The organism is Methanoregula sp. PtaB.Bin085 (assembly GCF_002067035.1).
Lineage (GTDB): Archaea > Halobacteriota > Methanomicrobia > Methanomicrobiales > Methanospirillaceae > Methanoregula.
In genome coordinates this window covers 24,330-37,636 of sequence record NZ_MVQB01000034.1, presented here as the reverse complement: position 1 = coordinate 37,636, position 13,307 = coordinate 24,330, and the positions used below count along the sequence as shown (strand labels likewise).

General features: G+C 56.7%; 15 protein-coding genes. 12 read left to right on the top strand and 3 right to left on the bottom strand.

Annotated elements, in window-relative coordinates:
• Positions 1-60 precede the first annotated feature (60 nt).
• Positions 61-747, top strand: a complete 687-nt coding sequence (locus A4E33_RS07905) for a 2,5-diamino-6-(ribosylamino)-4(3H)-pyrimidinone 5'-phosphate reductase (protein WP_292347157.1) — start codon at positions 61-63, stop codon at positions 745-747.
• A gap of 3 nt (positions 748-750) precedes the next feature.
• Here A4E33_RS07905 and A4E33_RS07900 read toward each other — a convergent pair whose 3' ends face one another.
• The gene (locus tag A4E33_RS07900; protein ID WP_292347156.1) at positions 751-1,236 is read right to left on the bottom strand and encodes a hypothetical protein; all 486 of its coding nucleotides are present in this window, start codon (positions 1,234-1,236) and stop codon (positions 751-753) included.
• Positions 1,237-1,359: 123 nt separating this feature from the next.
• Here A4E33_RS07900 and A4E33_RS07895 point away from each other — a divergent pair, with 123 nt between their 5' ends.
• From A4E33_RS07895 to A4E33_RS07885, 3 genes are all read left to right on the top strand, one after another.
• Complete coding sequence (locus A4E33_RS07895; RefSeq protein WP_363054061.1) at positions 1,360-2,592, top strand: SLC13 family permease; 1,233 nt, start codon at positions 1,360-1,362, stop codon at positions 2,590-2,592.
• 209 nt (positions 2,593-2,801) lie between these two features.
• Positions 2,802-3,167, top strand: coding sequence for a cupin domain-containing protein (locus tag A4E33_RS07890; RefSeq protein WP_292347154.1), 366 nt, complete (start codon positions 2,802-2,804; stop codon positions 3,165-3,167).
• 5 nt (positions 3,168-3,172) lie between these two features.
• Complete coding sequence (locus tag A4E33_RS07885) at positions 3,173-3,538, top strand: cupin domain-containing protein (RefSeq protein ID WP_292347153.1); 366 nt, start codon at positions 3,173-3,175, stop codon at positions 3,536-3,538.
• Positions 3,539-4,035: 497 nt separating this feature from the next.
• Here the strand turns inward: A4E33_RS07885 and A4E33_RS07880 are convergent, their stop codons facing one another.
• Complete coding sequence (locus A4E33_RS07880) at positions 4,036-4,974, bottom strand: hypothetical protein (protein ID WP_292347152.1); 939 nt, start codon at positions 4,972-4,974, stop codon at positions 4,036-4,038.
• Between the two features lie 140 nt (positions 4,975-5,114).
• On the opposite strand from A4E33_RS07880, the gene A4E33_RS07875 reads away from it, so the two are divergent.
• Positions 5,115-5,417, top strand: a complete 303-nt coding sequence (locus tag A4E33_RS07875; RefSeq protein WP_292347151.1) for an NAC family transcription factor — start codon at positions 5,115-5,117, stop codon at positions 5,415-5,417.
• Between the two features lie 134 nt (positions 5,418-5,551).
• Here A4E33_RS07875 and A4E33_RS07870 read toward each other — a convergent pair whose 3' ends face one another.
• Complete coding sequence (locus A4E33_RS07870; RefSeq protein WP_292347150.1) at positions 5,552-6,586, bottom strand: phosphate uptake regulator PhoU; 1,035 nt, start codon at positions 6,584-6,586, stop codon at positions 5,552-5,554.
• 131 nt (positions 6,587-6,717) lie between these two features.
• Between A4E33_RS07870 and A4E33_RS07865 the strand changes: the two genes are divergently transcribed.
• The 7 genes from A4E33_RS07865 (at position 6,718) to A4E33_RS07835 (ending at position 13,282) form a co-directional block, all read left to right on the top strand.
• Positions 6,718-7,704 carry a phosphate ABC transporter substrate-binding protein gene (locus tag A4E33_RS07865; RefSeq protein ID WP_292347149.1) on the top strand — a complete coding sequence of 329 codons (987 nt, stop codon included), beginning with the start codon at positions 6,718-6,720 and terminating at the stop codon, positions 7,702-7,704.
• Positions 7,705-7,742: 38 nt separating this feature from the next.
• On the top strand, positions 7,743-9,701 hold the full coding sequence (gene pstC / locus A4E33_RS07860) for a phosphate ABC transporter permease subunit PstC (RefSeq protein ID WP_292347148.1): 1,959 nt from the start codon (positions 7,743-7,745) through the stop codon (positions 9,699-9,701).
• A 1-nt stretch (position 9,702) separates the two neighbouring features.
• Positions 9,703-10,464 (top strand): phosphate ABC transporter ATP-binding protein PstB, encoded by a 762-nt coding sequence (pstB, locus tag A4E33_RS07855; RefSeq protein ID WP_292347147.1) that lies wholly within the window; start codon positions 9,703-9,705, stop codon positions 10,462-10,464.
• Positions 10,465-10,473: 9 nt separating this feature from the next.
• Positions 10,474-11,151 carry a phosphate signaling complex protein PhoU gene (gene phoU, locus A4E33_RS07850; RefSeq protein WP_292347146.1) on the top strand — a complete coding sequence of 226 codons (678 nt, stop codon included), beginning with the start codon at positions 10,474-10,476 and terminating at the stop codon, positions 11,149-11,151.
• 10 nt (positions 11,152-11,161) lie between these two features.
• Entirely contained in the window at positions 11,162-11,305 is a 144-nt protein-coding gene (locus A4E33_RS07845) for a hypothetical protein (RefSeq protein WP_292347145.1), read from the top strand.
• A gap of 290 nt (positions 11,306-11,595) precedes the next feature.
• Positions 11,596-12,225, top strand: coding sequence for a DUF47 domain-containing protein (locus A4E33_RS07840; protein WP_292347144.1), 630 nt, complete (start codon positions 11,596-11,598; stop codon positions 12,223-12,225).
• A 25-nt stretch (positions 12,226-12,250) separates the two neighbouring features.
• On the top strand, positions 12,251-13,282 hold the full coding sequence (locus A4E33_RS07835; RefSeq protein ID WP_292347143.1) for an inorganic phosphate transporter: 1,032 nt from the start codon (positions 12,251-12,253) through the stop codon (positions 13,280-13,282).
• The last annotated feature ends 25 nt before the right edge of the window (positions 13,283-13,307 follow it).

The window sequence follows — 13,307 nt, the reverse complement described above, 5'->3', positions numbered from 1 at the left end:
TCCCAATTGAAAATAAAACCAGTGGTTTGATATTTCCGGCAGAGTAATAAAAATACCACGATGCGCCCGTACGTTGTAGTCAATGTCGCCATGAGTGCCGACGGAAAACTCTCTACCCGGGAGCGCCGTCAGGTAAAGATCTCCGGGTCGCTGGACTTCAACCGCGTTGACCGGCTCAAGGCCGGGTCGGATGCGGTCATGGTCGGCATCGGCACCGTGCTTGCCGACGATCCATCCCTGACTGTGAAGGGGGAGGAGTGCCGGCAGCACCGGATCGACCGCGGCGCTGACGAGCATCCGATCCGGGTCGTTGTTGACAGCAGGGCACGGATCCCGCTTTCTGCATCCATCCTGCACAAGGGCAGCGGCAGGAGAATCGTTGCAGTATCGGAAAACGCCGACACAAGGAAGATCGCTGCACTGCAGGAGCTGGCGACCGTGATCGTTGCCGGGAAAAACGAAGTCGATCTTGTCGCCCTGATGGATACACTGGGTGAGATGGGAATCCAGCGGCTCATGGTCGAGGGAGGAGGGCAGCTGATCGCAGGCCTGATCCGTGCCGGGCTTGTGGACGAGATCTATACATTCATCGGCAATATCATCATCGGTGGCAGGGATGCACCCACCCTTGCCGATGGCGAGGGATTCGTCCGGGAGGAAGAGTTCCCCCGGCTCACCCTCATCGAGTCCCGCCGGATCGAGTCCGGCATCCTTCTTCACTGGAAGGTGGAGCAGACGGATTCCTGAGCTTCAGCCCTTGTTCCGGTAGGGCATCTGCTGGTCGATGATCCGGTAGGTATCGCCCGATGCCATCAGCATGAGGACCTCCACGCGGTCTGTGCCCGTGCTCCCCAGGATCTCGATGGTATCACCCATCTTGGGTTTGACGATACTGTCTGTTTTAACAGTCCCGTCCGGGAACGTAACGCGGACATCCATGCGGCTGGCGTACATCAGCCCTTTTCCCCCGTCAAAGCGGGCGATGATCGTTCGGGTGTACATACCGCCTTTTTCAACGGTGACCGTCAGGTCCCACCCGGGAGGAAGGGTGTCGACCGGCCCGGGCACCGTTGAAGCTGTTGAGGCCGGCAAGGGTGTTGCGACCGTTTCAGGTGCAGGTGTCGCAATAGTTGTCGGATTTGGCGTTATAACCGGTTTCTCCGGTGATGAACAGCCGGTTGCCGCCAGGAGAGTGACGATGGCAAGCGATATGATGAACATGGTCCGGTGATCCATGATGCCGGTTTTTTCCCGGGAATATTTCAGGCTGGTGGTCAGACGATTCCATTTCCTGTATGATAAAAGCCGGGTTCAGGGCCAACACCTATCAGCCTGTACGGATAACCCTCATCCACGTACATAGCAGTCATTGTCCTTGCCGCCGTTTTCCTGCTCATCGCGGTCCGGCAGGTGGGAAGGTTCACGATACGCATCTGGCAGGTCATGCTCGGGGGAGCCATTGCTGTCCTGCTGACCGGCCAGATCGCTCTTTCCGATGCCCTCCGTGCAATCAATATCGACGTAATGGTCTTCCTCTTTGGCATGTTCGTGGTCGGCGAGGCCATGGTGGACAGCGGGTACCTGTCATGCGAAGCATACCGGTTATTTTCGCGGGCGAAGAACCCGGACCAGGTCGTGCTCACAATCCTCTTTGCCATGGGCATTCTCTCCGCGATCCTGATGAACGACACGATCGCCATCATCGGGACCCCGCTCGTGCTCGCCCTTGCAACGAAATGGAAGATGTCAAAGAAGCTCCTCCTCCTCTCACTGGCAATCGCCATCACGACCGGCAGCGTCATGAGCCCGATAGGAAATCCCCAGAACCTGCTCGTTGCGGTGAACTCCGGGATGGCATCGCCCTTCCTGACCTTTGCAGCATGGCTTATCGTCCCGACGGTTGTCAGCCTCTTCGCGGCGTTCATAGCGCTGCGCCTTTTCTATCCGCAGGAATTTTCTGCACGCGCTGTGGAGCCGGACACGGCGGTTCCTTGTGACGATTCCCTGTTCTTCCTGACGAAATGTTCACTTGCGATTATCTTCCTGCTCGCCGTAATGAAGATCGCCTTCTCGCTTGCCGGCATCCAGAACCCCGTCTCCCTTCCGCTGATCGCGCTCGCGGCAGCAGCACCGGTCCTTCTCTTCTCCCCGCGCAGGTTCTCTGTCCTCCACGCCATCGACTGGCCGACCCTCGTCTTCTTTGCCGCGATGTTCGTCCTGATGGAGAGCGTCTGGGAATCCGGTTTTTTCCAGTCGTTTGTGGACAGCGGCAGCATCGCATCGGTCCCGTTCATCCTGGGATCGAGCGTGATCATCAGCCAGTTCATCTCCAACGTCCCGTTTGTCGCACTCTTCCAGCCAATGATTTTGCAGGCTGGTGGCACGACCGCCCAACTCATGGCACTCGCCGCCGGGAGCACGATCGCCGGCAACCTGACAATCCTCGGGGCGGCAAGTAATGTGATCATCATCCAGAACGCGGAGAAGCAGGGCGAGACCCTGACCTTTTTTGAGTTTGCCCGGGTCGGGGTGCCGGTGACGATGATCCAGATCGTTATTTACTGGGTGTGGCTAGCGGTCGTGACCGGCTAATTTCAATCGCGATCATCTGAAAAAATGGTATCAACCTTCCACTTCCGGTATTCGTCTCGTCTGGCATCCTGAACCTGCTTGTCGACACCTTCGGGATAAAAAGTACAGCACTGCCCGGGAAGACCTTGCCCGCATGGTGCCGGCATAACCATGGCAGTAGGGATAATCCTCTTATCCCCGTTGCACGTACCCACAACACAGGAACGACCATGACCAACCGTGAAGACAGTGCGCCGGCAAACCAGGATAAAAAACGTGAGGACCTTATCGGTAAAGTACTCGTGACAAACGATCTCCTCCAGTACCAGGAAGGGACTGTCGCAAGCCGGATGATCGTCTTCAAAAAGACCGGCACCATCACGCTCTTCGCGTTCGATGAAGGCGAGGGGCTCTCCGAGCATTCCGCCCCGTTCGATGCGGTGCTCGAAGTCACGGATGGGGTGGCTGAGGTCACTATCGGAGGGAAACCCTGCACCATCAGGACCGGTGAGATGATCATCATGCCGGCGAACATCCCGCATGCGGTAAAGGCGAAGCAGCGGTTCAAAATGACACTGACCATGATCCGGGAGTGATGACGATGGCAGAGTTCAGACCGGGGCTTGGAGAAACGACGGATAAGAAGCGCGGGGACCTGAAAGGGAAGGTCATCAGCCTTGCCGGTCTCGTGGACTATGCCGAGGGCACGGTTGCGAGCCGGATGGTCATCAACCGGAAGTGCGGGAGCGTGACCATCTTCTCGTTCGATGAAAACGAAGGGCTCTCAGAACACACCTCCCCGTTTGACGCGATGGTCACGATCCTTGACGGCGAGTGCGAGGTCTGGGTGGCCGGAAACACGTTCCGTATGGCAACGGGGGAGACCATCATCTTCCCGGCCGACGCCCCGCACGCGCTCTCGGCGATTACGAAATTCAAGATGAGCCTCGTGATGATCAAGGAATGAGGAATCATACTCGGGAGAAAACCTGTTTTGGAAATAAAACCCCCCTCTTGCCCCACCAGTCCCCCGTTGGGGGACGGGGCGTGTTGGGATAGTGACTAATTACCTTTTCTCATAGATTGCCGAAAACCTTCTGAGGGAGTATCGCAAAGCGGGGGCTGCAACAGCGGCGGGGGCTGAGCGTGAGCGAAGCCCCCAAGAGCGTCAATCCAATGATTTCCCAAGAAAAGTACATTAACAGAATATTGATGGGGGCTGATGCCCCCATACCCCGGATGTGATAAACGGCCACCACACCGAAGGGCGCCCCGCGGCGGCTTTCATTACCGGTTTTTACGAACAAGAGATCGCCCCGCCATGCCGGGCCATAGATCTGAGAAACCCTCGCAAATATCTGAAAAAAATCTGATTTTCATGCTTCGGGTATGAACGCCCGTGAGCGTTTTTCCTAGACAAAATCATTGAAATTGCGGCCTGCGCGAACCGCTGAAAAAACGGTATTACCTCTTTCCTTTCTTTTTTGCAGGGGATTTTACTTTTTTCGGGGCCGTTTTCGATGAGCTGGCTTTGGCCTTTGCCCGGGCCGGTTTTGTTGCGGCTGACTGTGCTTTGGCCGGTTTCGCCTTCGCAACCGTTGCCTTTACGGACTTTGCCTTCTTCGCGGCGACCTTTGGTTTTGCTCTGGGTGCCGCTGACGTTGCTTTCGCCTTCGCAGGCTGTGCCTTTTTTGCCGCCGCAGTTTTTGCCTTTGGCTTTGACTTAACCTTGGCGGGTGAATTTTTTACCAGGGCCTTCTCAGCCGCGGCCGTAGCGGGTGCAATGCCGGCCTTCACGGACTCGGCGGTTTTTTCCGCAAACTCTGCAACCTTTTTATTCAGATCAGCGACTTTCTTTTCCAGCTCCGCCCGAATCTTTTCCGGCTCTTTCGCTTTGGCTTCCAGCTCTGCTACCTTCTTATCAAGCTCGGCTTTTGTCCTGCTCAGCTCGGCAACCTTCTTCTCCAGTTCTGCCTTAATGGCTTCGGTATCAACGCTTTTGATATTCAGCCCGGCAGCCTTTTTGCTGATTTCAGCCTTGATCACGGCCGGTTCAATAGCCTTCGTATCAATCGCAGCCACTTTCCTGTCAAGATCTGCCTTTGTTTTTTCCAGGACAGGTTTTGCATGCTCCAGTTCGGCCTTTGCCCGTTTCATGATCGCATCGAAGGTGTTCTGGAGATGGCTCCGCGTATCCCTGATAGTCGTCTCAACGAACTGCTTCCCCTCTTCCGTTGCAACAAGGTTGTGGGTCACGTTCCTCGCGTGATCGATGGATGCAATGACTGCCTTTGTCGCTTCGGATATCTTCTTCTCCACAGCTTCGCCGTTCACCGGCTGGGCCGGGACTGTATTGTCCTCAACCCAGACCCCCTTCTCAAAGTGCCCCGGTTTATCGCTCATGATGTATCACTGGATTTCACATTTCTGATCGGTTCTCATTGTTCATATACTTCCCACACGGCAATCCGGTTTGGAACCCTTTCCATCAGGTATTTTTACAGCTGGGACATACTGATGAATCACGGGAGCGTGACAGGTCAATGAACGGCGACGGGAAAGACGGGGTCTACTGCACCATCTGCGGCGGTATCCCGCCGGACCAGATAAAGATCAAGAAGATTGTTATCGATGGCAAGGAGACCGGGATCGATCGTCTCGACTGGATTCTGCGCGACGTTGCACGCCTTCACCTTACAAATGACGAACAGATCTCAGACGAACTCGTGAAACGGGTCCGGCAGTTCAACTACATCCAGACAAGAAAGATGAAGGAATACCGGGAGGCGCTGCTGCGGGAATTTAAGATGTTCGAGCCGGATGAAGCACCCGTGGAAGAACAGTAAACACGATTAGAAAAAACCAGGGCCTCTGAACTTTCCCTGTGAGTGGTTTATTGATCTCGTGACAGGTTATCCTGCGTAATAATTCTTAGTGAAAAACCGGGTTGAAAAAATCAGTATAAGAACCGGAAAACCTCTTACTTCCGCACCTTTCCCCGCGCCGGTCCGATCTCGTTGTCCACGAGCAGGTTGATGACCGTCTCGGAGATGTCCCCGGCATATTCTCCGGCCCGGCGGATACTCTCGGAGATGTACGCGATGTTGAGCGCGATGAGCGCGTCCTGTTTCAGCACCATGTTGTTAATGTCCCGGCAGATGTTCTCGAGCGCGGCAAGCGACTCCACGTTCCGGTGAGCCTCCTTCATGTCCGCGTTGAAGAACGAGACGATACTCCGGTCGAAGATCTCGAGCGAAAGGGCGCCGGCCTTCCGGATCGCGCTCATGAACTTACGGTCGAAGTCAACGTCAATGATCGGGAGGCTGTGCTCGGCGATCCGGACCGCGTGGTCGCCGATACGCTCGATGATCCGGCTGATCATGTAGTAGTTCGTCGCCATGTGCGGGGAGATCCCCATCTTGCGCGAGAGCGAGGCATTCTGCAGGATCATGGTTGTCTGCCGGGCAATCAGCCAGTTAAGCCGGTCGGCGTCCGTATCGCGCTTGATAACGTCCATTGCAAGCAACCTGTTATGGGTCTCGAGTGCCGTCACCGCATCCTCGTGCATGGCCTTGATGATGACAAACATACGCTTGAGCGTGTTATCAAACGGCATCTCGGCAGGGTTGAGGAGATCCTTAATGGTGATGGTCGTCTCTGTCTCCTCCACGACTTCCTGCCCGATGGTCATCTGCGTATAGTCCCGGACAACGGTACGGACGAACGGGGGGAACCTGACCTTTGTCGTGAGTCTGATAATGGTAAAGCCGGTGATGTAGGCACCGATGAGCATTCGGAAGAGGAATGCCGGGTCCGTGATGGAGGTTGTATCGATCTCCTTTGTCCGCTGTGCCGGTTCTTCGGAAAGGTGTTTTGTCACAAGGAGCGTCCCGTCCGGCTGGGTAACGAGCCCTACCGGGTCGTTCTTGACGATCTTCTGCGCTTCCGCCCATTCCTTGGGGAGTGTGACGACAAACGAGGCCCCCCCGGTTACCTGTACCCTGCGAATTTCCATACCGCTACACTACTCCATCGGCAATCATATTCATTAATTTATCTCTATAGTATTCTATAGGGTATTTAGATATCTATAGTTTATGGCGAAAATCAGTATATGCACTCCCGCGATATGGATGATTGAACACCATGAATGGAAAGCAGAACAGATACCTGGTTATCGCCGGAAGCCTTGTTGCAGTCATCATGCTCGCACTGGCAGCCGGCTGCACAACGCAGACAAACACCACACCTGCTGCCACCAAGGCACCGGCAGATCACGCAACGATTACGGATGCAGCCGGCGCGCCGGCGGCAGCTGCCGCTACGATTGCGGCTCCGGTATCAACCGCCACACCGGTCTCATCCGGGCAACGACAGAAAATTAAGATCAGCGGCTCGACAACCGTGCTGCCAATCGTACAGAAAGCGGCCGACAAGTATATGGCCACACATGCGAATGCGGACATTCAGGTCTCGGGCGGCGGATCCGGCGTGGGAATCCAGGCAATCGGTGCAAAGACCGTTGACATCGGGATGTCCTCGCGCGAAGTGACGGCTGACGAGAAGAAGAAGTACGCGTCCTTTGTTATCACACCAGTTGCGCAGGACGGCATTGCTGTAGTTGTCAACCCGGCCAACAGCATCAGGTATATCACCCTTGAGCAAATCCGGAACATCTATCTTGGGAAGACCACCAAGTGGACAGAAATTTCCGGCGCCGACGTACCTGGCACGAATAACCAGATTGTCGTAGTCGGCCGCGACAGCGCTTCCGGCACCCGCTCATACTTCGATGAGACGCTCCTTGCCAAGAAGACCCCGACAAAACAGATGCTCGAGAAGAACTCCAACGGAGCTGTGCTCCAGACAGTCGCCCAGACTCCCGGTGCTATCGGGTACGTCTCCATCGGGTTTGTCAGCAAAGATGTAAAGGCGCTGCCTATCTGGTACAACGCAGACAGGATCGTTGCTCCAAACCTTGCGAACGTGAAGGACAAAACCTACCCGGTCTCGCGGGAACTTTACCTTATCACGAACGGGCAGCCATCGGGGCTTACCGGCGATTTCATCCGGTACATCCTGAGCGAGGAGGGCCAGAAGATCGTTGCAGATGAAGGATACGTGACCGTCTGATCGCGGGAAGACCAGGAAAAAACCGTGAAAAAGGGGGAATGATCGTGAATATCATGAGCCATTACCGTGGCACTGCAGCCGTTTCGGCCCATGCAGACGGTTCTTCCCTCTTCCGGGAAAAAACCATCAGGACCCTCTTCTTCTTCACAGCCTTCTTTGCCGTCATTGTCGTTTCGTTCATCCTGCTCTTTCTCGTCAATGACGGCCTGCCAATCTTCGCAGAGGTCGGGGTCGCGGATTTCCTTTTCGGCCCCGACTGGGCACCGACCGCGGCCGAACCGTTGTACGGGATCTTCCCGCTGATCATCGGAACGATTCTCGTCACGATCGGCGCCATGGCCTTTGCCGTCCCGCTGTCTATCGGCTGTGCAGTCTACATCGCGGAACTCGCGTCTCCCCGCATGAAAGCGGTCCTGAAGCCGGCCATTGAGCTGCTGGCCGGGATCCCGTCGGTCGTGTATGGTTTCTTCGGCCTGATCGTGCTAACAGACTTCATCCGTATCGTCTTCAACCTGCCAACGGGCGAGACCTGGCTCGCGGCCTCGGTACTTCTCGGGATCATGGCGCTCCCCACAATTGTCAGCGTTTCTGAGGACGCGATCAGCGCCGTTCCACGGGAATTTAAAGAAGGGTCGCTTGCTACCGGTGCAACGACATGGCAGACCATCAGCCGGGTGATCGTCCCCGCGGCCCTCTCCGGGATTGCTGCCGCTATCATCCTCGGGATCGGCCGGGCGGTAGGCGAGACCATGGCCGTGATGATGGTAGCCGGGAACGCAGCAATCATCCCGGACCCGTTCTGGAACATCCTTTCGCCTCTGCGGACCCTGACCGGCACGCTCGGTATCGAGATGGGCGAGGTTCCGGTCGGAAGCGTTCACTATAACGCGTTATTCGGTGTCGCGGTCGTCCTGCTTGTCATTACGCTCACCATCAACCTCCTGGCGGTTGCCATCCTCAGGTACCTCAAAGAGGGCAGGATCAGCAGCCCTGCCGGCAAGCCTTTCGTCTCATTCGAAACAAAAGAGAATATTCTCTTCATCTCCGGCATGATCCTCTTCGGGCTCCTGCTCGTGTCCCTCACGTTCCTGCCGTGGGGGCTCGGGCCGGTTCTCCTGCTGGCAGGGCTCCTCTGGTTCACGGTCCGGCCGTTCCTTTCGGAGAGGACTGTCCAGCAGATCGCGTTTGCAGGCATCACAGCGGCCACGCTAACCGTTCTCGCAATCCTTGTCATCATCCTGCAGGACATCGTGATCAATGGCATACCGGCACTGTCGTGGGAGTTCCTGACACAATCCCCTCTGGACTCCGGCCGGGAAGGCGGCATCTTCCCGGCCATCGTCGGCACCCTGTATCTTGTTACCGGGGCAATCGCCATCGCGCTCCCGATCGGGATCGGGGCAGCGGTGTACCTTGTTGAGTATACCCGGGAAGGGCGGGTGACGCAGCTGATCCGGACCGGGGTTGACCTGCTGAACGGGACGCCTTCCATCGTCTTCGGCCTCTTCGGCTTTGCGTTCATTGTGCTGTTCCTCAACACAGGTGTATCGATGCTCGCGGGGCAGGTCACCCTCGCGCTGATGGTGCTGCCGACCGTTATCAGGACCGCCGAGGAATCGTTAAAAAGCATACCGCAGTCCCTTCGCGAGGGCAGCCTTGCGCTCGGGGCAACGCAGTGGCAGACGATCGGCCGGGTGGTTCTCCCGCCGGCCGTCCCGGGCATCCTGACCGGCGCGATCCTCTCCATCGGGAGGGCTGCCGGGGAAACGGCCCCCATCATGTTCACCGCGGTCGTCTTCTCCTCGCGGTTCCTGCCGGACTCGGTTTTCGACCCGGTCATGGCGCTGCCGTACCACCTCTTTATCCTTGCAACGAACGTGCCGGGCGCTTCTGCAAACAAGTACGGCACTGCGCTCGTGCTGCTCCTGCTCGTCATCGGGTTCTACTCGGTCGCAATTGTCGTGCGCACGCAATTCCGGAACAACATGAGGGTATGACATGACATCAGACTGTATCATTTCCACACACGACCTCAACCTCTGGTATGGCGGGAAACACGCGCTCCAGTCTGTTACCATGAAAATCCCGAAAAACAAGGTCACTGCCCTGATCGGCCCGTCGGGTTGCGGCAAGTCCACACTGCTTCGGTGCTTCAACCGCCTGAACGACCTGATCGACAGCGTGAAGATCACCGGCGGAATCCTGTTCGACGGGCAGGACATCCAGGCACCGGGAACGGACGTTGTCGCTCTCCGTAAAAAGGTCGGCATGGTCTTCCAGAAGCCCAACCCGTTCCCGAAGTCAATCCGGGAGAACGTTGCATACGGGCCAAGGATCCACGGGATCACGGACAGGTATGCGCTGGACCGGATCGTGGAGGAGAGCCTCCGGCACGCGGCACTCTGGGACGAGGTGAAGGACCGGCTCGACGACTCAGCCCTCGGGCTCTCCGGCGGGCAGCAGCAGCGGCTCTGCATTGCCCGCACGCTTGCCGTCGAGCCTGACGTGATCCTGATGGACGAACCCTGCTCGGCACTCGATCCCATCGCGACTGCGAAGATCGAGAACCTGATCGATCTGCTGAAACGGGAGTACACGGTTATCATCGTAACCCACAACATGCAGCAGGCAGCCCGGGTGAGTGACTTTACCGGATTCATGTATCTCGGGAGGCTTGTCGAGTGCGGGCAGACAAAACAGATCTTCGAACACCCGGCAGACGAACTGACCGAGAATTATATCACCGGCAGGTTCGGGTAGGTGCGGGACATGGCAGAGAAATTTCATGCGGAACTGGACACACTGAAGAAGGATACCGTGAAGATGGCGCGGTTCGGGCGCTCGATGCTTCGCGACGCGGTTGATGCCATGGTCCGGCAGGACACACAACTGGCCGAATCGGTCGTGGCACGCAAGGAGAAGATCCACGAACTGGAAGTCGAGCTCGAGGAGCGCTGTTACCAACTGATCGCGCTTTACCAGCCGATGGCAAAGGACATGCGGGAGATCGCGTGCACACTCAAAGTCATTACGGCATCGCTGCGCATTGGCCGGTATGGTAAGGTGATAGCGAAGATTGTCAACGAGATATCTGATGCCGGCAACGGTCCGGCAATCCGGAGCATACCGCGTACCTCTCCCATGATGAGCATCCCGCACATGGCTGACCTCGCCATCGACATGATTGACGATGCGATCGAGGCATACGATACCTCGACCCTCCGCCTCATCGAAGACTTCTCGTCCCGCGATGACACCATCGATGCCCTGCGCCATTCGATCTTTCGTGAGGGCATCACCCACATGATGGAGAATCCGCGAAGCCTCACCCGCTGCACCCATTTCATCATGGTGGCGCGGTATCTCGAGCGCTGCGCCGATCATGCCTGCAATATCGCCGAGAACGTGCACTATATGGAGACGGGTGAACGGATCGAGATCCACTGAGGGTACTTTCATGAAACGATCGCTGCTGACGAAATCATCACCGTATGATCCGGTTGAGAGGGTGCCGATGCACCCGGAGGATTATGCTGCACTGCTGGAATGGATACGCGAAAAGGAGCGCCGGGATACGGGCCGTGCGGAGATATCATCTTAAGACATCTCCCCTCTGTCTTTTACGGTCGGGACCGGGAAAGAGGCGGAAAAGATATGAAGAGCGTGCTGGCAAAGGCACGATCCGATCCGATTACAGATAAAATTGTCATGCATACCTGGTAACCGGAGGAAACGGATATTCCTGTGCCGGGATTACTCCCGGGAGATCATTTGTACCGCTTTTCCCTATAGTTCTCTATAGTGTATAGAGTGGCCTATAGTTTATTGTGACAAAAGGTATATTTCCCCCCGGCGAATTCCTGTCAGAATATTACTGGAAGGGGACATCTGATGGGACTGAGGGAACTGCTGGTACCGCACGACACGGTCTTTTATGACCTGTTCGAAAAGCAGGCCGGGCTCGTAACCGAGGCTGCCTGGATGCTCGTGGACCTGGCGGAGAATTTCTCGAATGTGAAAGAGAAGCGGCACGCGATCGAGAGCATCGAGCACAAGGGTGACCAGGTAACGCACGATATTTACCAGCAGCTCAACACCACTTTCATCACGCCACTCGATCCCGAGGAGATTTCGCGCCTCGCCTCCACGCTTGACGAAGTTCTTGACAGTATCGACGACACTGCTGAGAAAATGCTCTATTACGCAATCCCGGCCACCGATACCCACATCATCGGGCTCGCAAAACTCGTCCACCAGTCAGCCCGCGAGCTGGAGAGCGCGGTAAAAAGCGTCCGGTCGCTGAAGGATCCGCGGTACATCGAGGAGCGCTGTATCGAGGTGAACCGGCTCGAAAACCTCGCAGACGACGCACTCGCGCAGGCAATCACCGAGCTGTTCAGGACAACGGACGCGATCGCGATCATCAAACTCAAGGACATCTACGAGCAGCTCGAGACAGCGACCGACAACTGCGAGGACGTGGCGAACACGCTCTCGGACATCGCGATCCGGCACTCATGATTCCTGCATTTCCCGGGAGGATCCCATGATCGAAGCAACCTGGGAACTGATTGTTGTCATCATCGGTATCGCGCTCGTCTTCGACTTCACGAACGGGTTCCATGACTCGGCGAACTCGATCTCGACCGTGGTTTCGACAAAAGTCCTCTCCCCGCGGCGGGCTGTTATCTTTGCCGCGTTCTTCAACTTCATTGCCGCTTTCGGGTTTGGTGTAGCCGTTGCTAGCACGATCGCCAAGATCATCCAGCTGGAGATCGTAATGACGGCAGTCATCCCGTGGATCATACTGGCAGCCCTGATCGGCGCGATCTCCTGGAACCTGATCACATGGTTCTTCGGGCTTCCGACTTCATCCTCCCATGCGCTCATCGGGGGCATGACCGGTGCGGGTCTCGCCGCCGCCGGATTTACCGCCATCAAGTGGTCCACGGTCGGGCAGGTGGCCCTGTTCATGATCGTCTCGCCGATGATCGGCCTCGCAGCGGGATACCTGTTCATGGCGTTCATCCTCAACCTGACAAAGAACGCCCAGAAGCCGTCGGCCGAGTCTGCGTTCAAACGCCTTCAGCTCTGTTCAGCCGCAGCGTACAGTTTCAGCCACGGCACCAACGATGCACAGAAGACTATGGGCATCATCGTCCCGCTCCTCTTCTCGATTGGCTACTTCGGCACATCCGTTGATCCCAACCACCTCCCGGTCCCTCTCTGGGTGATTCTTGCAGCCCATGCAGCTATTGCACTCGGGACTCTGTCCGGGGGTTGGCGCATCGTGAAGACAATGGGCTACAAGATCACGAAGCTCCGGCCGGTGCACGGCTTTGCAGCTGAGACGGCCGGCGCATCGACTATCATAGGCGCTTCCGTGCTCGGGATCCCGGTCAGTACAACCCATATCATCTGCACGTCAATCATGGGGGTGGGGACGACAAGCGGCTCAAGTACGGTGAAGTGGGGCGTTGCCCGGAACATCCTGTGGGCATGGATCCTGACAATTCCCGTGAGTGCGGCAATAGGATTTACAGCGTTTGAGATAATCCGGGTAGCAATCGGGTACTGAAGGTACCGCTGAAAAACAGGTCGCC

What these genes read in the sequence shown, in the direction of transcription:
- A4E33_RS07880 (WP_292347152.1), bottom strand. Translation starts at nt 4,974, where the DNA reads ATGAGCGATAAACCGGGGCACTTTGAGAAGGGGGTCTGGGTTGAGGAC.
- A4E33_RS07905 (WP_292347157.1), top strand. Translation starts at nt 61, where the DNA reads ATGCGCCCGTACGTTGTAGTCAATGTCGCCATGAGTGCCGACGGAAAA.
- A4E33_RS07845 (WP_292347145.1), top strand. Translation starts at nt 11,162, where the DNA reads ATGAAACGATCGCTGCTGACGAAATCATCACCGTATGATCCGGTTGAG.
- phoU (WP_292347146.1), top strand. Translation starts at nt 10,474, where the DNA reads ATGGCAGAGAAATTTCATGCGGAACTGGACACACTGAAGAAGGATACC.
- A4E33_RS07865 (WP_292347149.1), top strand. Translation starts at nt 6,718, where the DNA reads ATGAATGGAAAGCAGAACAGATACCTGGTTATCGCCGGAAGCCTTGTT.
- A4E33_RS07870 (WP_292347150.1), bottom strand. Translation starts at nt 6,586, where the DNA reads ATGGAAATTCGCAGGGTACAGGTAACCGGGGGGGCCTCGTTTGTCGTC.
- A4E33_RS07885 (WP_292347153.1), top strand. Translation starts at nt 3,173, where the DNA reads ATGGCAGAGTTCAGACCGGGGCTTGGAGAAACGACGGATAAGAAGCGC.
- A4E33_RS07890 (WP_292347154.1), top strand. Translation starts at nt 2,802, where the DNA reads ATGACCAACCGTGAAGACAGTGCGCCGGCAAACCAGGATAAAAAACGT.
- A4E33_RS07840 (WP_292347144.1), top strand. Translation starts at nt 11,596, where the DNA reads ATGGGACTGAGGGAACTGCTGGTACCGCACGACACGGTCTTTTATGAC.
- pstC (WP_292347148.1), top strand. Translation starts at nt 7,743, where the DNA reads ATGATCGTGAATATCATGAGCCATTACCGTGGCACTGCAGCCGTTTCG.
- A4E33_RS07875 (WP_292347151.1), top strand. Translation starts at nt 5,115, where the DNA reads ATGAACGGCGACGGGAAAGACGGGGTCTACTGCACCATCTGCGGCGGT.
- A4E33_RS07835 (WP_292347143.1), top strand. Translation starts at nt 12,251, where the DNA reads ATGATCGAAGCAACCTGGGAACTGATTGTTGTCATCATCGGTATCGCG.
- pstB (WP_292347147.1), top strand. Translation starts at nt 9,703, where the DNA reads ATGACATCAGACTGTATCATTTCCACACACGACCTCAACCTCTGGTAT.
- A4E33_RS07900 (WP_292347156.1), bottom strand. Translation starts at nt 1,236, where the DNA reads ATGGATCACCGGACCATGTTCATCATATCGCTTGCCATCGTCACTCTC.